The organism is Alteromonas sp. AWM4_230 (assembly GCF_056158305.1).
This window is the reverse complement of record NZ_JBSWTB010000001.1, coordinates 3929283-3951601: the sequence shown is the minus strand read 5'-3', so window position 1 is coordinate 3951601 and position 22319 is coordinate 3929283. Positions and strand designations below refer to the sequence as shown.

Annotated in this window: 17 protein-coding genes and 1 tRNA gene; 12 read left to right on the top strand and 6 right to left on the bottom strand. The window is 45.0% G+C overall.

Translation table 11 applies throughout. From position 1 onward, the window contains the following. Nucleotides 1-23 precede the first annotated feature (23 nt). From ACXACS_RS16995 to tilS, 8 genes are all read left to right on the top strand, one after another. The gene (locus ACXACS_RS16995; protein WP_474808322.1) at nucleotides 24-539 is read left to right on the top strand and encodes an OmpH family outer membrane protein; all 516 of its coding nucleotides are present in this window, start codon (nucleotides 24-26) and stop codon (nucleotides 537-539) included. Nucleotides 540-774: 235 nt separating this feature from the next. After that, nucleotides 775-1224, top strand: a complete 450-nt coding sequence (fabZ, locus tag ACXACS_RS16990; RefSeq protein ID WP_118490056.1) for a 3-hydroxyacyl-ACP dehydratase FabZ — start codon at nucleotides 775-777, stop codon at nucleotides 1222-1224. Nucleotide 1225: 1 nt separating this feature from the next. After that, on the top strand, nucleotides 1226-1996 hold the full coding sequence (lpxA, locus tag ACXACS_RS16985) for an acyl-ACP--UDP-N-acetylglucosamine O-acyltransferase (protein WP_269915916.1): 771 nt from the start codon (nucleotides 1226-1228) through the stop codon (nucleotides 1994-1996). Nucleotides 1997-1998: 2 nt separating this feature from the next. Further along, nucleotides 1999-3147: a lipid-A-disaccharide synthase gene (lpxB, locus tag ACXACS_RS16980; RefSeq protein WP_474808319.1), complete on the top strand. Its 1149-nt coding sequence runs from the start codon at nucleotides 1999-2001 to the stop codon at nucleotides 3145-3147. Beyond that, nucleotides 3140-3712 (top strand): ribonuclease HII, encoded by a 573-nt coding sequence (gene rnhB / locus ACXACS_RS16975; protein ID WP_474808317.1) that lies wholly within the window; start codon nucleotides 3140-3142, stop codon nucleotides 3710-3712. Before lpxB ends, rnhB begins: the two co-directional genes overlap by 8 nt. A gap of 4 nt (nucleotides 3713-3716) precedes the next feature. Continuing rightward, nucleotides 3717-7181, top strand: a complete 3465-nt coding sequence (gene dnaE, locus ACXACS_RS16970) for a DNA polymerase III subunit alpha (RefSeq protein WP_474808315.1) — start codon at nucleotides 3717-3719, stop codon at nucleotides 7179-7181. Nucleotides 7182-7249: 68 nt separating this feature from the next. Then, the gene (accA, locus tag ACXACS_RS16965) at nucleotides 7250-8206 is read left to right on the top strand and encodes an acetyl-CoA carboxylase carboxyl transferase subunit alpha (RefSeq protein ID WP_012517579.1); all 957 of its coding nucleotides are present in this window, start codon (nucleotides 7250-7252) and stop codon (nucleotides 8204-8206) included. A 293-nt stretch (nucleotides 8207-8499) separates the two neighbouring features. Next, complete coding sequence (gene tilS, locus ACXACS_RS16960; protein WP_474808313.1) at nucleotides 8500-9825, top strand: tRNA lysidine(34) synthetase TilS; 1326 nt, start codon at nucleotides 8500-8502, stop codon at nucleotides 9823-9825. A 169-nt stretch (nucleotides 9826-9994) separates the two neighbouring features. Here the strand turns inward: tilS and ACXACS_RS16955 are convergent, their stop codons facing one another. Further along, on the bottom strand, nucleotides 9995-10894 hold the full coding sequence (locus ACXACS_RS16955) for a GGDEF domain-containing protein (RefSeq protein WP_474808311.1): 900 nt from the start codon (nucleotides 10892-10894) through the stop codon (nucleotides 9995-9997). 268 nt (nucleotides 10895-11162) lie between these two features. On the opposite strand from ACXACS_RS16955, the gene ACXACS_RS16950 reads away from it, so the two are divergent. Then, the gene (locus ACXACS_RS16950; protein ID WP_474808309.1) at nucleotides 11163-13130 is read left to right on the top strand and encodes a monovalent cation:proton antiporter family protein; all 1968 of its coding nucleotides are present in this window, start codon (nucleotides 11163-11165) and stop codon (nucleotides 13128-13130) included. 70 nt (nucleotides 13131-13200) lie between these two features. Here the strand turns inward: ACXACS_RS16950 and ACXACS_RS16945 are convergent, their stop codons facing one another. Next, nucleotides 13201-13428 (bottom strand): hypothetical protein, encoded by a 228-nt coding sequence (locus tag ACXACS_RS16945; protein ID WP_474809319.1) that lies wholly within the window; start codon nucleotides 13426-13428, stop codon nucleotides 13201-13203. 544 nt (nucleotides 13429-13972) lie between these two features. On the opposite strand from ACXACS_RS16945, the gene tadA reads away from it, so the two are divergent. Next, nucleotides 13973-14512 carry a tRNA adenosine(34) deaminase TadA gene (tadA, locus tag ACXACS_RS16940; RefSeq protein WP_474809317.1) on the top strand — a complete coding sequence of 180 codons (540 nt, stop codon included), beginning with the start codon at nucleotides 13973-13975 and terminating at the stop codon, nucleotides 14510-14512. A gap of 524 nt (nucleotides 14513-15036) precedes the next feature. Here tadA and mltF read toward each other — a convergent pair. Further along, nucleotides 15037-16440, bottom strand: coding sequence for a membrane-bound lytic murein transglycosylase MltF (gene mltF, locus ACXACS_RS16935; protein WP_474808307.1), 1404 nt, complete (start codon nucleotides 16438-16440; stop codon nucleotides 15037-15039). Nucleotides 16441-16616: 176 nt separating this feature from the next. Here mltF and purL point away from each other — a divergent pair, with 176 nt between their 5' ends. After that, a complete protein-coding gene (gene purL / locus ACXACS_RS16930) occupies nucleotides 16617-20504 on the top strand; it encodes a phosphoribosylformylglycinamidine synthase (protein WP_474808305.1) in 3888 nt (1295 codons plus the stop codon). 257 nt (nucleotides 20505-20761) lie between these two features. Continuing rightward, nucleotides 20762-20902, top strand: coding sequence for a hypothetical protein (locus tag ACXACS_RS16925; RefSeq protein ID WP_162889815.1), 141 nt, complete (start codon nucleotides 20762-20764; stop codon nucleotides 20900-20902). A 170-nt stretch (nucleotides 20903-21072) separates the two neighbouring features. Here the strand turns inward: ACXACS_RS16925 and smrA are convergent, their stop codons facing one another. From smrA to ACXACS_RS16910, 3 genes are all read right to left on the bottom strand, one after another. Then, nucleotides 21073-21660: a DNA endonuclease SmrA gene (gene smrA, locus ACXACS_RS16920; RefSeq protein ID WP_474808304.1), complete on the bottom strand. Its 588-nt coding sequence runs from the start codon at nucleotides 21658-21660 to the stop codon at nucleotides 21073-21075. Nucleotides 21661-21819: 159 nt separating this feature from the next. Next, complete coding sequence (locus ACXACS_RS16915; protein WP_474808302.1) at nucleotides 21820-21945, bottom strand: hypothetical protein; 126 nt, start codon at nucleotides 21943-21945, stop codon at nucleotides 21820-21822. A 132-nt stretch (nucleotides 21946-22077) separates the two neighbouring features. Further along, nucleotides 22078-22152 (bottom strand) — tRNA-Arg (locus tag ACXACS_RS16910). Nucleotides 22153-22319: the final 167 nt, after the last annotated feature.

Sequence of the window (22319 nt, the reverse complement as noted above, 5' to 3'; positions counted from 1 at the left end):
AAGATTCACAAAAGGAGTTCCCTTTGAAACAGTTGGTTAAACATATCGTTGCAGGAGCAATGTTGGGTAGCGCTTTAGTAAGTACATCTGTAATGGCAGAACAGAAAGTGGCTGTTGTTGATGTGCAAGGTATTTTTCAAGCGATGCCTCAAGCGGCTGAGATTCAAAATGCTATTCAAGCTGAGTTTAAAGACCAGCTTGAAGAAGTGAATCAGCTGCAGCGTGACGGTCAGTTCTACGCAGAGCGTCTTCAGCGTGATGCAGCTACAATGAGCGATACCGAGAAGAAAGAACTAGAACAAAAAATCTTGTCAGTTCGTGAAGAGCTATCTAAGAAAGGTCAGCCTTTACAACAAAACATTCAGCGTCGTAGCAACGAAGAGCGTAACAAACTGCTTGGCCTTATCAAGCAAGCTATCGACTCTGTTGCATCAAAGCAAGGTTACGACTTAGTACTTAATGCGGGTGCAGTTGCTTTTGCTAAAGAAGAGCACGACTTATCTGAGCAGGTACTTCAGCAAGTAAGCAAAACTAACTAATTAACTTAAGACGTGTCGGCCTTCGCTGTTCATCAAAGTTCAGCAGGCGCTGGTCAGTTATAAAATTTGTCAGACCAACCCCTCTAAAGGTGTTGGTCTGATTTGTTTTTCGCGTTTAACAGCGTATGGTTGCCGCCGTTTTTAGTTTTTACGGCGAGTTTGACCCAAATACCAATGTATCATCTGTATTGGTATGAAATAGCTAAAGGTCATGCTTGTATACAGGAGAAAGTTTTTGGCCAATTCACTAAATACCATCGAAATCCAGGAAATATTGGAACTGCTACCACACAGATATCCTTTCCTACTTGTTGATCGTGTTACTGATTATGTTCTGGGTGAGTCTGTAAAGGCTTACAAAAATATTACGATCAATGAGCCATGTTTCATGGGGCATTTCCCTGGACAGCCAATTTTTCCGGGTGTTTTAATTCTAGAAGCCATGGCGCAAGCTGCCGGTGTTTTAGGTTTTAAGACCATGGGCAACAATGATAAGTTATACTTGTATGCAGGGATTGATAACGCACGCTTTAAACGTCCAGTTGTTCCGGGTGATAAGCTTGAGTTTGATGTTGCTCTGGTAAAAGAGCGCAGAGGGATTTGGAAATTTAAAGGTACTGCAAGTGTCGATGGCGATATTGCTTGTAGTGCAGAGTTTATGTGTGCGATGAGAGAGATAGCGTAACGTGATCCATCCTACTGCGGTAATTTCAGAAAGTGCAACGATTGGTGAAAATGTCACCATAGGTCCATTTTGTGTGGTAGACGACAACGTCACCATAGGCGACGGCTGTATTCTGAAATCACATGTGGTGGTACGCGGCCCGACGCGTATCGGTAAAAACAACAAGTTTTATCAGTTTTCTTCAATTGGTGAAGACTGCCAAGATAAAAAATATGCGGGTGAGCCTACCGAATTAGTTATTGGTGATGATAACGAGTTTAGAGAAGGGGTTACCGTTCACCGTGGCACAGTCCAAGACAACGGCATAACGATTATCGGTTCTCGTGGTCTATTTATGGCTAATGCACACGTTGCCCACGACTGCGTTCTTGGCGATGACATCATAATTGCCAACAATGTGGCTGTGGCTGGCCATGTTCATATTGATGATTTCGTTATTATTGGCGGCGCTACAGGCATTCATCAGTTCTGTAAAATCGGCGCCCATGCATTTTTAGGGGCAGGCGGTATTATTCTGCGTGACGTCCCGCCTTTTGTTATGGTGAGTGGTCAGAAGAATATTCCTCAGGGGATCAACTCTGAAGGCTTGAAACGCCGTGGTTTCTCAAAAGAAGAAGTGCTTGAAATCAAGCGCGCCTATAAAGCGATTTATCGTGAAGGTAATACTATTGACGAAGCAGTGGACAAGCTTGCTGAACCAGCACAAAAGTTTGATGGTGTGGCGCTAATGGTTCAATTCTTACAAGACTCCAAGCGAGGCATTATTCGCTAATTATGTCTAAACCAATTCGTATCGGCATGGTTGCCGGAGAGCCCTCTGGTGATATCCTTGCCGCTGGAATGGTTGCCGAGTTAAAACGCCAATACCCAGATGCTATTATCGAAGGTATTGGTGGTCCAAACATGATAAAAGCGGGTTTCCATAGTCTATTCGATATGGAAACCTTGTCGGTTATGGGGCTTGTTGAAGTCCTATCCCACCTTCCAGCCATCTTAAAAGTTAAAAAGCAGCTTCTTACTCATTTTGAGCAAAATCCGCCAGATATTTTCGTAGGTATTGACGCGCCTGATTTTAATTTGAGAGTAGAGAAAGCCCTCAAAGCCCGCGGTATCAAAACCATGCACTATGTAAGTCCTACGGTGTGGGCGTGGCGTGAGAAACGCATTCACAAGATAGCGAAAGCGGCTAATCGCGTACTGGGGTTGTTCCCTTTCGAACAGCAGGTTTACGATAAATATAACGTTCCCTACACCTTTGTGGGGCACACAATGGCTGACGCTATAGCCATTGAGCCCGACCAAAATGCGGCAAGGCAGGCATTAGGTGTAGATAGCAATGCTCCCATATTGGCTGTACTACCCGGCTCAAGAAGAGGCGAAGTGGATACGTTGCTTCCCGTGTTTCTGAAGACCATAGAAGCTATTCATGCTAAACGCAGCGACATTCAATTTCTTATCCCTGCGGCAAATGAGCATCGCCTTGCGCAAATTAAAGCACTCTTGCTTGAAGCTGATAATGCTGAAGCACGCTTACCCATTCAGGTCACTCAAGGCACTTCTCGTGATGCTATGATAGCAAGCGATGTTATCTTGCTCGCATCAGGTACAGCGACGTTAGAAGCTATGTTGTGTAAGCGCCCAATGGTAGCCGCTTATTTACTTGCGCCGCTCACCTACAAAATCATGCAGCGCCTGTACAAAGCGCCTTACTTTACGTTGCCAAACCTCTTGGCTAACGAGGCAATTATTCCTGAGTTACTCCAAGACGAGGTAAACGCAGAGAATATGAGCAATCAGTTACTTAACTTCTTCGAAAGTGATAATTCAGCGCTTATTTCCCGTTTCACCAGCCTCCACCATACGCTAAAATGCAATGCTGATAAAACAGCAGCAAAAGCTGTCGTGGAGGAATTGTTTGCATAAGTTAATTGCCGGTATTGATGAAGTAGGGCGTGGCCCTTTAGTTGGAGATGTGGTTACTGCTGCGGTTATACTAGACCCAGAAAACCCCATTGAAGGACTTACCGACTCTAAAAAGTTGAGTGAAAAGAAACGTGTAGCCCTTGCTCAAGAGATTCGTGAGAAGGCGCTTTACTGGAATATCGGTAGAGCAAGCCCTGAAGAAATTGACAAGCTTAATATACTGCACGCTACCATGCTCGCTATGATCCGCGCAGTGGAAGGTTTACCTGTAAAACCTGACTTTGTGCGTGTAGACGGCAACCGCGTCCCAGCTTGGAATTTTGACTCTGAAGCGGTAGTGAAAGGTGACAGCCTACACGCTGAAATTTCAGCAGCATCAATCATTGCCAAAGTAGAGCGAGATAACGATATGATTTCGTTGCATGAGGCCTACCCACAATATAACTTTGCCGGGCACAAAGGTTACCCTACAAAAGCACATTTTGAAGCTATCGCCGAATATGGCATCTTAGACTGCTATCGCAAAAGTTTTAAACCCGTAAAAGCGCTACTCGAAGAGAAATAACATCATGTCATCGCCATTTATTCATTTACGTGTTCACAGCGACTTTTCGATGATGGACGGCCTGAATAAGGTTAAGCCTATTTTAGGTAAAGTGGCCGCGCTTGGCATGCCTGCCGTGGCAATCACAGATCAAATGAATATGTGTGGCTTGGTAAAATTCTATTCGGAGGCACATAATTTAGGTATCAAGCCCATAATTGGCACCGATTTTTGGGTGACTAATGAAGCTTTTGGCGATGAACCTTTCAGACTAACCCTTATTGCGATGAATAATGAGGGATATAAGAACATTACTATTCTTATCTCCAAGGCTTACCTTCGCGGACACTTGGCGCACCGCGCAGTCATTGATCAAGCATGGTTAGCAGAGCATAGCGAAGGCGTTATTGTTTTATCGGGCGCACAGCATGGCGATATCGGCGTAGGTTTAATGAAAAATAACGCCAAGCTTCTTGAAGATGCGCTTGAGTTTTATCAAACCCATTTTCCCGACCGTTTTTATTTAGAGCTGATTAGAACCGGTAGACAAGGCGAAGAAGATTATTTACACCATGCCGTAGAGCTTGCTGAGCAGCGCGGTTTACCCGTGGTTGCCACTAATGAAGTATGCTTTATTGACCAAGAGGGTTTCGACGCGCACGAAATTCGTGTGTGTATTCACGATGGCTATACCTTAGATGATAACCGTCGCCCTAAGCGCTACAGCGATCAGCAATATCTGCGCACTGCCGAGGAAATGGTTGAGTTATTTAGCGATATCCCCGAAGCCATAGAAAATACGGTTGAAATAGCCAAGCGCTGTAACGTTACTGTCCGGCTAAATGAATATTTCTTGCCTCAGTTTCCAACCGGCGGTATGACCACCGAAGACTTCTTAGTTAAGGTGTCTGAGGAAGGCTTGGAAGAACGTCTAGAATTTCTATTCCCCGATGAGGAAGTGCGCAAAGCCAAACGGCCAGAGTACGATGACCGACTTCGCATTGAGCTTGAAGTTATTAACCAAATGGGGTTCCCGGGCTACTTCCTTATCGTAATGGAGTTCATCCAGTGGAGTAAGGATAACGGTATCCCTGTAGGGCCAGGGCGTGGTTCAGGTGCAGGTTCATTGGTGGCCTATGCCCTAAAAATTACCGACCTAGACCCGCTAGAATTCGACTTGCTATTCGAACGTTTCTTGAACCCAGAGCGTGTATCTATGCCCGACTTCGACGTCGACTTCTGCATGGATAGACGAGACGAGGTAATCGACCACGTTGCTGAGCTCTACGGGCGACAAGCGGTATCTCAGATCATTACATTCGGTACTATGGCGGCAAAAGCAGTAGTGCGCGATGTAGGCCGTGTGCTTGGTCATCCTTATGGTTTTGTAGACAGAATTTCAAAGCTAATACCACCTGACCCTGGCATGACGTTAGAAAAGGCGTTTAAAGCCGAACCTCAGCTGCCAGAAGTTTATGAAAGCGATGAGGAAGTGAAAGACCTTATCGATATGGCGCGTATTCTTGAAGGGGTCACCCGAAACGCGGGTAAACACGCCGGTGGTGTTGTTATTGCGCCAACCACTATTACTGATTTCTCGCCGCTGTATTGTGATGACGAAGGTAATAACCCGGTAACCCAGTTTGACAAAAACGACGTTGAAACCGCTGGGCTTGTAAAATTTGACTTCTTAGGTCTTCGTACGCTGACGATCATTCAGTGGGCGATAGATATGATCAAGGAAGGGAAGAACGTCGATGTCGATATCAGCGCTATTCCGCTTGAAGATCCAAAGAGCTTTAGAACGTTACAAAACGCAGAGACCACAGCCGTATTCCAGCTGGAATCTCGCGGCATGAAAGAGCTGATTAAACGCCTTAAACCAGACTGTTTTGAAGATATCATCGCACTTGTGGCCCTATTCCGCCCAGGTCCATTGCAGTCAGGCATGGTAGATAACTTTATCGACCGTAAGCACGGACGTGAAGAAATTTCCTACCCCGATGCTGAATATCAGCACGAGTGCTTGAAAGAAATTCTAGAGCCTACCTATGGCATTATCTTGTATCAGGAACAGGTAATGCAGATAGCCCAGGAAATGGCGGGCTACTCACTGGGCGGCGCTGACTTGCTTCGTCGTGCTATGGGTAAGAAAAAGCCTGAAGAAATGGCGAAGCAGCGCGGCACCTTTGCTGAGGGTGCGAAGGGCAATAATATTGACCCGGACCTTGCGATGAAAATCTTCGACTTGGTAGAAAAGTTCGCGGGTTACGGTTTTAACAAATCTCACTCTGCAGCCTATGCATTGGTGTCTTACCAAACCCTTTGGCTGAAAGTACATTATCCAGCGGAATTCATGGCTGCGGTAATGTCGGCAGATATGGACAACACCGATAAAATCGTGACGCTTGTCGATGAATGTGAGCGCATGGGCATCGAAATACTGCCGCCAGATTTAAATGCGGGTAAATACAAATTTACCGTCGATAGCGAAGGTCGCATTGTTTACGGTATCGGTGCGATTAAAGGGGTAGGTGAAGGCCCAATTGAAGCGATTATTGAAGCGCGGGAGACCCAAGGGGCATTTAAAGATCTTTTTGATTTCTGCGCCAAGATAGACATTAAACGGGTAAACAAGCGAGTGCTAGAAAAGCTAGTGTTAGCGGGGGCAATGGACAACTTAGGTCCGCATCGGGCTAGTCTTATGGCGAGTTTACCCGAAGCCCTTGCCGCCGCTGGACAGCATGCAAAAGCCGAGTCTTTTGGTCAGTCAGACATGTTTGGCCTACTGACTACCGAGCCTGAAGATGTGAAGCAAGCATTTGCTGACGTGCCTGAATGGCCTGAGAAAGTGTGGCTAGAAGGTGAAAAAGATACCCTAGGCTTGTATTTAACCGGCCACCCCATCAATCAGTACGCTGAAGAACTGCGTTACTACACCGACGGTCGATTAGTTGATTTAAAACCAACCAACAAAGACCAAATGGCCAGTGCTGTAGGGTTGGTACTTGGCGTTCGTGTTATGACGAACAAGCGGGGTCGTCGCTGGGCCATAGTGACACTGGATGATAAGAGTGCCAGAATAGACGTACGTTTCTTCCCCGATATGTACGAGCAGTTCGAAAGTGTGTTAGAAACTGACAGAATATTGCTTATAAAGGGACAGGTCAGCTTTGATGATTTCTCTGGGGGCAATACAATCACCGCCCGTGATGTAATGGACATTGTTCAGGCACGAGAGAAAAACGCGAGAGCGCTGGCACTTAATATTGATACCCAGTTGCTTGAACCGAAGAAAATGAGTCAGATGCAATCTATCCTGCAGGCATTTAACGGTGGAAGTTGTCCTGTTCAGTTAGCGGTAACCCATCCAGACGCTGAAGTAACCTTGGCGTGTGGCGCAAGATGGTACGTTACCCCTGAAGACCAACTTTTACACGATCTCAAGCAATGTTTGGGAGACAAAGCCGTTTCAATTCTCTACCATTAGGGTTAAGAGTTCGATAGATTGGACATCTCGCGTTTGCATAGACGAGCGTAGTACGAATAGGACATGAAATGAGTATACAGTTTTTGGACTTTGAACAGCCAATAGCCGAACTAGAAGCAAAAATTGAAGAGCTTAGGTTGGTGAATCAAGGTGGCGAGTTTGACGTTGGTATTGAAGAAGAAATCAATAAGCTTCGCGGCAAAAGCGCGGAGCTAACTAAAAAGATCTTTTCTGATCTTGGCGCATGGCAAGTTTCTCAACTTGCACGTCACCCAATGCGTCCATACACGCTAGATTATATTCCTCGTATTTTTACAGAATTCGACGAGCTTGCTGGCGACCGCGCGTTTGCGGACGATAAGGCAATTGTTGGTGGCCCAGCAATGCTAGATGACCAGCCTGTGATGATTATAGGTCATCAAAAAGGCCGTGACACAAACGAAAAAATTAAGCGTAACTTTGGTATGCCTAAACCAGAAGGCTACCGTAAAGCATTACGTCTTATGAAGATGGCTGAGCGCTTTAACATGCCTATTATTACCTTCATCGACACGCCAGGGGCATACCCAGGTGTGGGCGCTGAAGAGCGCGGCCAAAGTGAAGCAATCGCGAAAAATTTATTCGAAATGGCTGAGCTTACTGTTCCAATCGTGTGTACCGTAATTGGTGAAGGTGGTTCAGGTGGTGCATTAGCTATTGGTGTTGGCGACCGCGTTAATATGCTTCAATATTCTACCTACTCGGTTATTTCACCGGAAGGTTGTGCGTCTATTTTGTGGAAAAGTGCAGAAAAAGCTCCACTCGCTGCTGAGGCGATGGGTGTAAGTGCGCCACAAATTAAAGAACTGGGTCTAATTAACAGCATTGTTGAAGAGCCATTAGGTGGCGCTCACCGCGACCACAATGGTATGGCAGCTAATTTGAAAGCCGTCATTAAGCAGCAGCTTAATCAACTTAAAGAGCTTGATAAAACAAAACTAATGGAAGAGCGCTACGAGCGTTTAATGTCGTTCGGTTATTGCTAATTCTAGTTAGGGCTACGAGTTCGAAAACTGCGAATAGTAAAGTTTTGATGCGAAGCGGTGTACGATTAGGCGAAGCGGTGTACGATTAGGCGAAGCGGTGTACGATTAGCAAAAATGTTTGTTGTAAACGTCTATTAAGCCTTTGCTTAGTTCATGTCGATTCAGATTAGTTCGAGAGGGTTGTTTACCATTGGTAACCAACCCTTTTGCGTTATTAGAAAACGAGTAATCAGCAGATACAAAGCTGAACCCTAATAAAACATAAAGTTGAAACAATAAGGTATTACTGGTCTGTGACCCCTCTACAATCCCCCACTATTGAACATATCGTCAACCGCATAGCCACGTCACTGACTAATGTAAAGCGACCACTTCAAACGCCACTCGTCGTTGCTTACAGCGGTGGTGTGGACTCCACCGTACTGCTTCAAGCCGTCGTCGCGTATAGGGAGCAGTTTGATAGCCCGATACATGCTGTACATGTACATCACGGTTTAAGCGAAAATGCGGATGACTGGGCACGCCACTGTGAACTGCAGTGCCGTCTTGAAGATGTTGAGTTTCATCAATATCGTGTTGCCGTTGATACCAGCTCTAGAAAGAGCTTAGAAGCTGAGGCGCGTAAAGTTCGATACAGCGCACTATTAGAAGTGTGCGAACAAATTGGCGGTGTACTGCTTTTGGGGCAACATGCCGAAGATCAGCTTGAAACTGTATTGCTTCAGCTTAAACGCGGTGCTGGCCCTCAGGGATTAGCGGGTATGGGAGAAGTGCAGTACCGCGGCGATACGTTAATAATGCGACCTATGCTAGCTCTTGAGAAAAGCGACATTATCGCTTATGCCGAAGAGGAAATGTTGCAGTGGGTAGAGGATGAATCTAACCAGCAAAACAGCTTTGACAGGAATTTCTTGAGAAACGAGATAATACCTCATTTGCTTGAGCGGTGGCCCCAGTTAACTAAGACAGTGGGGCGAAGCGCTGAGCTTTGTGCAGAGCAAAGTGATCTAGTCAGCGAATCTGCACAGCAATACTTCGAAGACTGTAAACGTGCTGATATCAGGTTAGATGGACAAAAGCTTGCTGCATTGTCTATCCCTTGGCAGGCTATGGTAATTCGCGCCTGGTTTAAAGCGCAGGGGCAGCTTGCACCTTCAAAAGCGCAGACAGACCAAGTACTTGCTATGCTGGGGGCGAAACATGATGCTACCCCTGAAGTAAACTTTAAGTGGGGCAGGGTTATACGTTTTGACCACGACCTTTACTGGGTTGTTAATGACACGTGCGAGATTCCAGAGCGTCTTGCGTTAGTGTTAGACCAGTACAATTCTCTTCCTTGGTTACACGGGCAGGTGAGGGTAACAGTAACGAAAGAAGAAAATAACGATACAGTCTCTTTGCAAACCAATGCACGTAATTTGCGAATGAAACCTGAAGGCGCCAATGTATCAAAGCTATTGAAAGAGTGGTTTAAAGTATGGCGTGTACCTAGATGGAAACGAAATGGCGTACCTACTATCTTTTTAAATGAAACACCTGTGGCAATCATCATTGATGAGAAAGTTGTTTATCTACAACCAAAAGTTGAGCGTATCAATATAGCCTTTAAACCAATTTAATCACTAATTAGCCTTACCATTACTATGTATAAGATTTAAAGTGCCAAAAACACTTTATCAGTCGGCGTAGAAAAGCCAGTCATTAGAGTTTTCAATTTTTTTCGGCAGAATGTATTGATAAAGCGGCATTGAATTGCCGCTTTTTTTGGAAACAAGCAAAAGGGATTAGTTAGGCAGCGTCATAGCTGTTTTTGCCTGAGTTTTTCACCCGATATAGCGCGTTATCAGCGCGGTTAAATAAACTATCAACACTGTCACCGTCTCGATAAATCGCGCCACCGAGACTTGCCGATACACCTAATCGTGATAAGTAGGCAGAGCTATTTATACTCATCTGAATTCGCTGAGCAGCACATGCTAATTGCTGCTGTGTTTGGCAGTCTAATAAACAGCAGAATTCATCGCCGCCATAGCGAAATGCTTCGTCTTCATCGCGCAGTACATTTTCAAGATGTGTTGCCACGTGAACCAGTACTTTGTCGCCCTCACCGTGCCCAAAGTTATCGTTCACATATTTGAAGTTGTCTAGGTCGATAACTAAAAGTGCAAATGGTTCATCGTGTCGTTGCGCCCACCCCAGTTGTCTTGTCATAGACTGCTGAAATCCCGCACGATTGCCTAAACTCGTCAACACGTCTTTGGTTGCCATTTGCTGAACACGCATTAAAGATAACGCGTGTTTTACTTGTTTTCCAAATAAATCATGAAGTTGGAATAGGCTCTCCCGTTGCGATAACGACAAGGGTGAACTAATGTAATAATAGACATGGGCTTGCTCGCCATTAACAGAGCGCGCCCCTTGTAGTGGTAAATCAATCAGCGTTGACGATATCTTTGCGTTACCGTAGACCCAACGAGAGTCGAAGTCAGATAAACTGAATCCGACAACAGGCAATAGCATATTAAGCTGCTGAAAATACACGCCTCCTAACTCTTGAAGTTCAAGCGTAGTCAGGAGCTGTGTTACAAAGCCCGATAATTCACTAAAAGAAAGTGATTTACCTGTGCTCTCAGCAGGATAAAAATTGTTGTGTTGTGTGCTATCGTAGACTGACGTTGAAAAATCCACAGTAGTGCCCCTATACAAAATGCGTTGATATGCCGCAGAAATGAAACCAGTGTCAAAGCTCTGACGTTTCTGTGGTCATAACCGCATTTTCGCGAAATTTATGACGATCACAGCGGCAAAACTTGCCGGATCTGCATTTACATAGGGGATTTTGCAAACTGAATGCCAACAAGATATCTGTCGCATTAGTCTTTAGTTTAAGTGTTAAGCAGAGTTGATTACTGTGCTTATTTAACAATCGTAAGTTGATGTTGCTCTAGGAGGTTATGTGGGGACGAGTTTTTTAAATATTGTGATATTGATGTTCATATCGGTATGCGCAGTCGCCCTATTTAAACGAATTCATCTTCCACCTATCCTTGCTTATCTCTTTGCCGGAGTACTCGCTGGCCCACAGCTGCTATCTGTGTTTGCTCACCCCGAAGAAATGCACTTATTGGCCGAAGTGGGTATTGTTTTTCTACTCTTTTCACTCGGGCTAGAATTCTCCCTTCCTAAATTATTGGCTATGCGCTCTTTGGTGTTTGGCGTGGGGTTAGGGCAAATGTTGTTTACTACAGCGATATTTACCTGCGTACCACTTCTTTTGGGGATCCCAATTAGTGCATCTATCATTATTGGCGGTACGCTTGCGCTAAGCTCTACCGCTATTGTTATTAAACAAGCAACCGAAATGGGTATTCTCAATAACAGGCGTACACAGCTCGCCGTCAGTATCTTGCTCTTTCAGGACTTAGCCGTGGTCCCATTTCTTATCGCTATTCCTCTTTTAGCCCAAACAGGCGAGGTGAGTATTGCACTTGCTCTAGGGGAAGCGCTTCTTAAAGGCGTGTTCGTTATTGCTTTTTTAATGTCAGTAGGTAAGTGGTTACTTCCTTGGGTGTTTCGAGAAATTGCGAGAACCAGAACTGATGAGCTGTTTGTATTGACCACTATTTTGATCGCGCTGTTAGCCGGCGGCCTTACCTATTATTTTGGTTTGTCGATGGCGTTAGGCGCTTTTTTAGCTGGGATGATGTTAGGGGAAAGCCAATACAAATATCAACTTGAAGCCGACATCCGCCCGTTTCGCGACATTTTGATGGGCTTGTTCTTTGTGACCGTGGGTATGCAGTTGGAACTTACCGTGCTCTGGAACAGCTTATTTGAAATCGTATTTGGTGTTTTCGCGCTAATGATAGTTAAAGTTATCTTAGTCAGAGTTGCATCCATGTTAGTCAAAACTGACGCTATTGACGGCTGGTCCGCAGGCGTAAAACTATGCCAAATAGGAGAGTTTAGTTTCGTTATCGCAGCGCTTGCCACCACCCACGGCGTATTAACCACTGAGCAATCATCGCTAATAGTATGTATGGGTGTGATAAGTATGGCGTTAACGCCTTGGCTTATGAACAACAGTGTGACTATCGCTAAACGCATTGTGAATAATGATATCTCCTTTGATGATAACGCTAGCTTTGGCAATGTCGGGCAGCTGACTAACCATGTCATTATTTGTGGGTTTGGACGGGTGGGCCAGTCGGTAGCGCGCATGCTAAAAATTGAAGGTATTCATTTTGTCGCTATAGATATGGACCCTGTCAGGGTGCATGAAAGCCGAAATGCGGGTGAACCCGTAATCTTCGGCGATGCCAGTCAAAAAGATATTCTGAGCAGTGCTAATGTAGAAAATGCTAAGCTTGTGCTTGTAACATTTGATCAGGTCGATAAGGCGAAACAAGTGATAACGCAGACACGAAGTATAACGAGCACTACAGATGTTATGGTACGTACCAAACGTGACTACCAGTTAGAAAGCCTGTACAGCGCAGGAGCAAACCAAGTGGTGCCCGAGCTACAAGAAGGCAGTTTGATGCTGGTCTCGCAAGTGTTGCATTACGCCGGTGTACCTATGTCACGTATTTTAAAGCGGGTGCGGGCCGAGCGAAAAGGCCGTTATGATCATATGCACGGCTTTTATCCTGGAGAAACGACAGAAATCACTTACGGGACGGAAGATAAGCTAGAGTTTATTCATGCAGTAGTATTATCTGAACGCGCCTCTTGCATTGGAAAAGCAATAAAAGATATCGACTTCACAAGAATGCGTGTGGCCATTAAAGGCTTAAGACGTAACGGTAATGAAGTGAAAGATCCAGACCAAGACGCTATTTTACAGGCCCATGATGTACTAGTCATCGCAGGTAAACCCCGACGAGTAGAGCGAGCTGAGCGCAAACTCTTAGAAGGGAATTGATGTTTTACTGCCAGCGCAGGTTAAGCTTTAGGCATAGGTTGCGCTGGCAGAGGAATTAAGTTCACTAAACTTAAGCAACGCGGTCTTTCTCTAAATCGGCAAACTGCTTTTTTAGGTCGTAGCGTTCATCAGTTACAATTTTTTCGAGTACAGATACGCGCTCTTTCAAATCTGCAATTTCTTGTTTATACGCTTCAGTTTCTTTGTTACTAAGTTTCTTTTTGCTTTTGTCTTTCGCACTTTCGACAATGGTAACTAACGCCCAAGCACAAATGGCTACTATTGCAATCGCTGTCATGTCCACGGTGGTATCCCTCACAAATGGTTTAAAAAGAGTTTAGGTGAAAATGTGGTCAGTTGCCTAATTCACCTAGTATTTAGTTTCCATATCTAATAAACAGAGGCTAAATACTTATTAGTAAAATAACTGCTGCGCTTGGAGTACTATAACGGTTATTACGCTAAGTTTTCTATAAAAAGTGTAACCAGTTAAGCCCTTAACACCAGCAGTGTTATAATGAAAAATTGCAAGTAGGTTGCCAAGTGACAAAAGTCATTACTTTCTAGTTAGTTAGAATGTTTACCTAGGTTTATGCAGAATTGTTGTTAACTAATTTCACTAAATAAAGTAGCAAAATTGACTAATGAGTGACCAAAATAGCGACCATCCGGCATCAAAGATCGACACTGAAAAAACACAGGCTCTGGAGCAAAACACCGAACATGTCGCAGCGCAAGCGCCTGAGGAGCTTACCGCTGAAGAGGAGTTGGCATTAGAAAGCGCTTCAAAAGAAAGCATTCCCCACGAGAACGCAATTAAAGAGAACCCTCTTAAAGAGGGCATTAGCCAGGAAAATCTTATTAATGAAACGGTTACTCAAGAAGACGTGATGTGGATGAAGCATGCATTAACCCTGGCGGACAAAGCAGAATCCATAGGGGAAGTGCCGGTAGGTGCCTGTGTAGTATTAAACGGTGAGCTTATCGGAGAAGGCTACAATACGCCAATATCGGATAACGACCCGTCTGCCCATGCAGAGTTGCGCGCTGTCAAAGAGGCCGCTTCTAAACTGCGAAACTACCGGCTTATTGACGCTACCTTGTATGTCACTTTAGAGCCCTGCTCTATGTGTGCAGGTATGCTTGTGCATGCACGAGTAAAGCGGGTGGTGTTTGGTGCTAAAGATGCGAAAACAGGTGCTGCGGGTTCGGTTATGAATCTATTACAACATCCTGCGCTAAATCATCAGGTTGAGATTGGTTCTAATGTGCTAGCAGACGAGTGTGCTAACAAACTGTCAGATTTTTTTCGCAAGCGCAGGAAAGAGATTAAGGCAGCCAAAAAGGCGAAAAAACATCTAGAGGGGGATGCTTCAAGCTAATGCTTATTTTGCTGGCTTGAAGGGGTGTGCTTTATTCGCCTATTTGGTTTGCTGGGTTGCAAAGAGAGTTCTCAATAAATTGATGCCTATCAATAAAAGCAACCAGCTTATATGTATTCTAGCTAGGCTTGCGAGTCAACTGAGTGAACATGTCGCTCGTTACAAATAGCTTACGACGTTGAAGTACTTTCTGGTGGCAACGCTTAAGCATAAGTCTGCGTCTGTTGTTGTTTTTCAATTTTATTCCTTTTTTCATAAAGCGATTTTTTTTCATTTATTCTCCTTTCTCACAGCGAGGCTATTTTTCCCCTCGTTGTGACCATTTTTCCAATTAAGAAAAATGCTCTGTCATTTGAACTAAGCGCTCATTTTCCGAGAGTCACTGTTCTTTTAGAGTTAATAATCTTTTAGAAAAATTAAGGTTCTGAGAAAGCGAGTTAGTTAATCACTAACTCGTTCAAAGGGTACAGAGTAAAGATGACACCGAAATGACAGTTTTCAAGAGAGAAGCAAAGCGAACGAGATTAAATTTTTCCTTGTTCATCTAACCAAACTAGGCTGTCGTAGTAGCGGCGAATATTTTCTACGTATTGCAAAGCCTCATCACCTCTCGCGTAGCCATAGCGGGTGGTACGGTAATACTTTTTTTGCCTTAGCTGTGGCAAGCGTCGTTTAACATCTACCCACAAATCAGGGTTTCCCCCTTGTTGCTCGGTAAGCACCCTTGCATCTTCCAAGTGCCCCATCCCAATATTATATGATGCCATAGCCATCCAGGTTCTATCTGGCTCGCTGATTCGTGCAGGTATGCGACTTAGCAAACTGGCAAAATAACGTGAGCCCCCGCGAATACTTTGCTCTGGATTGGTTCTGTCATCCACATCCCAATCACTTGCTGTATCAAGTGTCAACATCATAAGGCCGCGAACCCCGGTTCTTGAAATAGCATCACTGTCCCAGTGGCTTTCTTGGTAGCTCATTGCGGCAAGTAGTCGCCAGTCTAAATCACCGGCATATTGTTGGAATAACGGTTTATATTGAGCTAATGCACTTTCAGCTGCGTAGTTAAATGCGCGACTGTCAACGTAATCGAACTGGCGAATATGTCCAAAGTACTTGTCTTCTAACACCGTAAACCAGCCTGATTGATGCACTGTACCAAAATACTCAATGAGCGCTGCTTTCACTGAGTCGTCTTGATCTAAAGGAAGGGCCCATGCCATCGGCATATCTTCGTTAAGTGTTTTGGCTACGGCGAGGTTAGGGTAGCGTCTACGTTGTAACGCTAGGCGATTGCTGTCGGCCACCGTATAAGCAATGTCACCATTAGCAACCTGTTGCAACAGTTCTTCAGAATCTGAATCTTCGGTGGTAACTAACTCGGTCTTTATCGCTACTTTTTCAGTATCAGTTGCTTCGTCACCTAAATCGCTTAAAAGATCAGAAAGTAAGTGAGCCTGGCTGCTTTCTGCTACTGCAATTATAGGGGAATCGAGGTCTAAAAGGTCTCTAGGTCTAGATGTGCCTGCTTGAAATACTAGCTGCTGTTTGACATGTTGGTAAGCAGGGCCATAAGTGAAGCGGTTTTTTAGTGAAGGTGTCACCGCATCGCCCGTGGCGACAATGTCCAGGTTACCTTCTTCTAATTGTTCGAGCATGACTTCATAGCTGTAAAAAGGGTATAAATCGAGAGTGACGCCAAGGTAATCGGCGAACCCTGCCAGCAACTCATACTCAAACCCCTGGGGCCCTTCAGCGCCGTTATAAAAGGTTCCTGCACCGTATACGGTTCCTACGCGGATGGTTTCCCGTTCTAATAATGAGGAAAGGGCAGTGGGGACTGAGGGCACGCCACAACTCATAACAGCAATGGATAAAATGATTATTAATTGTAGTTTTAATCGTTTTTTATAGTCTTGTGACTGCATAGACCTTTACTTGTTGTTATTAAACCGTCTAAGTTTAAAAAAAAGTTCATGTAAGCGCGTTATGAGGTTACTTACTGTGCATAATTGCTCTATAATCCGCGCCGAAATACTCATCAATCCAAGAGACAACGCGTCGCATTGGTGGTCGTTGTTTCTAACAAACCAGGTAAATCAATATGTTGGTCCTTCGAGGCGCTCCTGCACTATCAGAGTTTAACCAAACTAAACTGATTGCAAAGCTGGGTCAATCCGGCGTTAGGGTTAAAAACCTATATAGCGAATATGTTCACCTAGTCGATTCCCAAGGTGACTTATCTAAGCAGCAAATAGAAATACTCGAGAAGCTGCTCACTTACGGCCCCGCGAGGCAAGCACAAACACCTTCTGGAACCCTCTTCCTTATTACTCCTCGCCCCGGCACTATCTCTCCCTGGTCTTCTAAAGCCACCGACATCGCTCACAACTGTAGTTTAAAAAGTATCAATCGCATAGAGCGTGGATGCGCGTTTTATATCGAAACAGAAGATACAATAAGTGACGATGATTTTGCACTTATCGCTAGCTTCTTACACGATAGAATGACTGAATCAGTGTTTACCGATACTGATGATGCAGCGGTGCTATTTGCTCAAACCGAAGCGAATACTTTCACTAGTGTAGATGTATTAGGGGAAGGCAAAGAAGCACTGGTTAATGCAAACGTGTCGTTAGGCCTTGCATTAGCTGATGATGAGATTGACTACCTGTTTGATAGCTTTACCAAGCTAGGCAGAAACCCGACCGACGTTGAGCTTTATATGTTTGCACAAGCAAACTCTGAACATTGTCGCCATAAGATTTTCAACGCAAGCTGGACCATTGACGGCGAAGAACAAGAAAAATCGCTCTTCAAAATGATCAAAAACACTTACGAGTTATTACCTGATCACGTTTACTCAGCTTACAAAGATAACGCAGCGGTAATGGAAGGCTGGGAAGCAGGGCGCTTCTTCCCGAATCCTCAGTCCCATCAATACGAATACCATCATGAAAATATCGATATTTTAATGAAGGTAGAAACCCACAACCACCCAACGGCAATTTCACCGTTCCCTGGCGCAGCAACAGGCTCTGGCGGTGAAATTCGTGATGAAGGTGCTACAGGTCGTGGCTCAAAACCTAAGGCAGGTTTAGTTGGTTTTACCGTATCTAACTTACGTATTCCTGGTGCTGAGCAGCCATGGGAAGCCGAATACGGCAAGCCACAGCGCATCGTGAGCGCTCTAGATATTATGCTTGAAGGCCCTTTAGGTGGCGCTGCGTTCAATAACGAATTTGGTCGCCCAGCGCTACTGGGTTACTTCCGTACGTACGAGCAAGAAGTTAATAGTTTTAACGGCGTAGAGGTGAGAGGTTATCACAAACCTATCATGCTAGCCGGTGGTTTAGGCAATATCCGCCGTGACCATATTGAAAAAGGCGAAATCACGGTAGGCGCTAAGCTTATTGTTCTTGGCGGCCCTGCAATGAACATTGGTCTTGGCGGCGGTGCAGCGTCATCAATGGCATCTGGTCAGTCAAATGAAGATTTAGACTTTGCCTCCGTGCAGCGTGACAACCCTGAGATGGAGCGTCGTTGCCAGGAAGTGATTGATGCATGTTGGCAGCTAGGGGATAACAACCCTATCCAGTTTATCCACGATGTGGGCGCAGGTGGTCTTTCAAACGCACTACCTGAGCTGGTTAATGACGGTGGCCGTGGCGGTAACTTTGAGCTTAGAAAAGTATTGTCTGATGAGCCAGGTATGACGCCGCTGGAGCTATGGTGTAACGAATCGCAAGAACGATATGTTATGTCTGTGGCACCGGAAAACATGCCGGTATTCGAAGCGATTTGCGCCCGCGAACGCGCGCCATTTGCGGTAGTGGGTGAAGCCACTGCCGAGCAGCACCTAAACCTGAACGACAGTCAGTTTGACAACAAACCTATTGATATGCCGCTAGATGTACTTTTAGGCAAGCCACCTAAAATGCATCGCGACGTGAGCTCAACCAAGGTTAGCTCACCCGCATTAGACGACGCAGGCATTACTTTAAGTGATGCAGCGACGCGTATTCTGTCATTGCCTACTGTGGCAGAGAAAACATTTCTTATCACTATAGGCGATCGCTCGGTAACTGGTCTTGTAAGTCGCGACCAAATGGTTGGGCCATGGCAAGTGCCCGTGGCTGATGTAGCAGTTACCGCTTCGGCATTTGACACTTATCACGGTGAAGCGATGACTATGGGTGAGCGCACCCCGGTGGCACTTTTATCTCACGGTGCGTCTGCGCGCCTTGCGGTAGGTGAAGCGCTAACCAACATTGCCGCGGCAAACATTGGTGATATTAAACGTATTAAACTGTCTGCTAACTGGATGGCAGCAGCTGGACATCCAGGTGAAGACGCAGGTCTTTATGAAGCGGTGAAAGCCGTGGGTGAGGAGCTATGCCCAGAGCTAGGTTTAACCATTCCTGTAGGTAAAGACTCTATGTCGATGAAAACCGCATGGAATGAAAACGGTGAAGATAAAGCAGTAACCTCTCCGCTGTCACTGGTTATTTCTGCGTTTGGTGCAGTAAAAGATATTCGCAAAACCCTAACGCCTCAGCTACGTACAGACAAAGGTGCAAGCCGCTTGTTGCTACTAGATTTGGGCGAAGGTAAAAATCGCTTAGGCGCTAGCTGTTTAGCTCAGGTCTATACACAGCTTGGCGATAGCCCGGCAGATGTGGTTTCTGCTACCCGCCTTAAAGGCTTCTTTGATGCTATGCAAACGCTTATCGAAAAAGGTTTGGTGCGTGCTTATCACGACCGTTCAGACGGCGGCCTATTTACGACAGTGGCAGAAATGGCCTTTGCCGGTAAAACAGGTGTGAGCGTTAACCTTGATAGCCTTAAAGGTAATGACATTGCTGTACTATTCAATGAAGAATTAGGTGGTGTTATTCAGGTACTTGAAAGCGACCTAGACGCCGTGAACGCGGTACTGGCTAAATTCGATTTAACTGAGTTGACTCACGATATCGGTACATTAAATAGCACAGATATGATTGAGTTTAATCGCGATGGTGTAGCTGTACTTGCGGATAGCCGTGTATCAATGCGTACGACTTGGGCGCAAACTACGTTTGAAATGCAAAAGCTTCGTGATAACCCAGAGTGTGCTGAACAAGAACACGCAGCGAAGCAAGATGCTGCCGACCCTGGTTTGCATGTAGCACTATCTTACGATGTTAACGAAGACGTTGCCGCACCTTACATTGCCAAAGGCGTTAAGCCAAAAGTGGCGATTTTAAGAGAGCAGGGCGTTAATTCACATCTTGAAATGGCAGCAGCATTTACACGTGCAGGTTTCGATGCTATCGACGTACACATGAGTGACGTGCTGGCGGGTCGCATTACCCTTGAACAGTTTGCGGGTCTTGCTGCTTGTGGCGGTTTCTCTTACGGCGACGTATTAGGTGCAGGTGAAGGTTGGGCGAAGTCTATATTGTTCAACAGTATAGCTCGTGATCAGTTCGAAGGCTTCTTTAACCGCAATGACACGTTCAGTTTAGGTGTGTGTAACGGTTGTCAGATGCTATCGAACCTAAAATCATTGATTCCTGGCACTGAGCACTGGCCGCACTTTGTCACTAACCAGTCAGCGCGCTTTGAAGCTCGCGTTGCAATGGTTGAAGTGATGGAATCAAAGTCTGTGCTGCTAGATGGTATGGCAGGCTCGCGTATGCCGATTGCTGTATCGCACGGGGAAGGTCAGGCTGAATTTGCAAATGAAAACGCGCTATCGCAGGTTAGCGGTCAGGTAGCCATGCGTTATGTAGACAACTATGGCAAGCCAACAATGCAATACCCGGCTAACCCGAACGGTTCACCGCAAGGTATTACTGGTTTAACGTCTGTAGATGGGCGCAGCACTATTATGATGCCTCACCCAGAACGTGTGTTTAGGGCAGTTGCAAACTCATGGTGCCCGGACGATTGGCAAGAAGATGGTGCGTGGATGCGTATCTTTAGAAATGCCCGTAAGTTTGTTGGTTAATATTTCAGTGTGACCTTGATAGACAGGGGGAAACCCCTGTTTATTTTCTATAAAAATACTGTTTAATAAATGCGCATACCTTAAATAGGTGTCAAAGCTTTGGCAAAGTGTCAAAAATCTGATTTTTGCCCTTGTCATCAGTTTGTCACTGATCTATTGTAGTGCAAGCAAGGATTGCAATTAGGTTACAGGAGTTGAGTTAGGGTTGTACCAGTGTTTAGCAATTGCTTACTGGTTTTAATAATAAGAGACGACCAATGAATCGTTCTTCAAAAGGGTTTGGCTTAACCGGAGTGGCTGTAGCTGTAGTGCTGATGTTCGTAACTGCTGTTTTTAGCACATCTGCGAAATCTGCCGAAGCTCCAACAACGCTAAGTGTGCAGTCTTCAGTTAAGTAGTCTGAAAGAAAAATTCTAACGCCCGTATCAAGTTACTTGATACGGGCGTTAATCATTGGGGGACAATAAAAACGTTCAGCATATAGCGCTTCATGAGAAAAGCCTAAAAGCTATATCTAAAGAGAAGCCCAAAAAAGCAAAGCTGACTCAACGAGTTCTTGCCTCTCATTTTATCCTTTCTTATTTTTTTCTCTGTTTATTAGTTTTTGCTGAGGGTGCTTTTTCAACAACACATAGGTAGCGCCAAATCCGCCGTGCATAGGCTGTGCTGTATGATAGGCAATCACCTCATCAAGTTCACGTAGCCAATGATTTACGTAGCTTTTTTTCAGCGCAGGAAATGGCTTACTATTTTCACCCGTTCCATGTTTAATGAGCAGGGCACGAACCCCACGTTCGTGACTTGATTTAATGGTGCTATAAATTAGGTCGCGGCTTTGTTCTAGGTTTTTTCCTGATAATGTGACATTGGTTTCCAACGGATATTTGCCAAGACGCAGTTTTTTAAACACACCGTCTTGTATGCCTGGCTGCTGGAAATGTATAAAATCATCAGGCGGTACCGGCTTCACACCTTCCATGCTTAACGGGTTAGCAAGCTTGTCGCGAACACTTACCTTCAAGGCTGCTCGTTTTTGCTTTTCGGCGAGCGCCTTTTCAGGATCGTGTAATAAAGCCTTATCATCTGAAGCAATGGGTTTTACATCTTGCATTTCAGCAAAAAACGAATCGATATCGTCGTTTTCAAATTGGCTCATACTATTCCCCGTATTAACTACTACATCATTATTTATACGTTATTTTTTGCCTGATGGTCTATGCGAAGTGTACTTATTGGAAAGCTAAATGCGCAGAAAGACGACGCTTAAAATAGGCAACGGCTATAAAAGTGGGGATTAATTTTGAAATTTCATCGGTTAGAAGATGGCACCGGGCTCAGATAGTGCCTCTATGGCGAACCATTCCTCTTCGGTAAATGTTGAATCGATAGGTATTTCAACATCATCGCCAGTTTCTTCTTCGGGGGACGAATCGAAAGTCATTGTGCTCTCCTGTTTAGAAGAGTATTGCTTAATACGATTAAATTACAACCAAAGTAGAAGAAATAAACATGATGATAGGGGAGTGAAATGTATAGGAAGGTTTACTTTATTTTGGGTTTAAGCCAGCTAAAATGGCGTCCCCAGCTGGAATCGAACCAACATCTAAGCCTTAGGAGGGCCTTGTTTTATCCATTAAACTATGGGGACCTAATGCGTAGGAAGCTTTATTATACGTAGTTCCAGAAAATACGAAACCCTTTGATTAATCAACAAGGTGTAGAGGTTTATCACGCTGCGCTTATGCAGCTAAAATGTCTTGTTAAATATCTTGTGATACTAGGCACATAATAAAAAAGCCCCCGTTAAAGACGAGG

Bases quoted from the DNA above. Each gene is read 5' to 3' on its own strand.
- lpxB (WP_474808319.1), top strand. From the start codon at position 1,999: ATGTCTAAACCAATTCGTATCGGCATGGTTGCCGGAGAGCCCTCTGGT.
- dnaE (WP_474808315.1), top strand. From the start codon at position 3,717: ATGTCATCGCCATTTATTCATTTACGTGTTCACAGCGACTTTTCGATG.
- accA (WP_012517579.1), top strand. From the start codon at position 7,250: ATGAGTATACAGTTTTTGGACTTTGAACAGCCAATAGCCGAACTAGAA.
- ACXACS_RS16945 (WP_474809319.1), bottom strand. From the start codon at position 13,428: ATGACAGCGATTGCAATAGTAGCCATTTGTGCTTGGGCGTTAGTTACC.
- mltF (WP_474808307.1), bottom strand. From the start codon at position 16,440: ATGCAGTCACAAGACTATAAAAAACGATTAAAACTACAATTAATAATC.
- purL (WP_474808305.1), top strand. From the start codon at position 16,617: ATGTTGGTCCTTCGAGGCGCTCCTGCACTATCAGAGTTTAACCAAACT.
- ACXACS_RS16925 (WP_162889815.1), top strand. From the start codon at position 20,762: ATGAATCGTTCTTCAAAAGGGTTTGGCTTAACCGGAGTGGCTGTAGCT.
- smrA (WP_474808304.1), bottom strand. From the start codon at position 21,660: ATGAGCCAATTTGAAAACGACGATATCGATTCGTTTTTTGCTGAAATG.
- ACXACS_RS16915 (WP_474808302.1), bottom strand. From the start codon at position 21,945: ATGACTTTCGATTCGTCCCCCGAAGAAGAAACTGGCGATGATGTTGAA.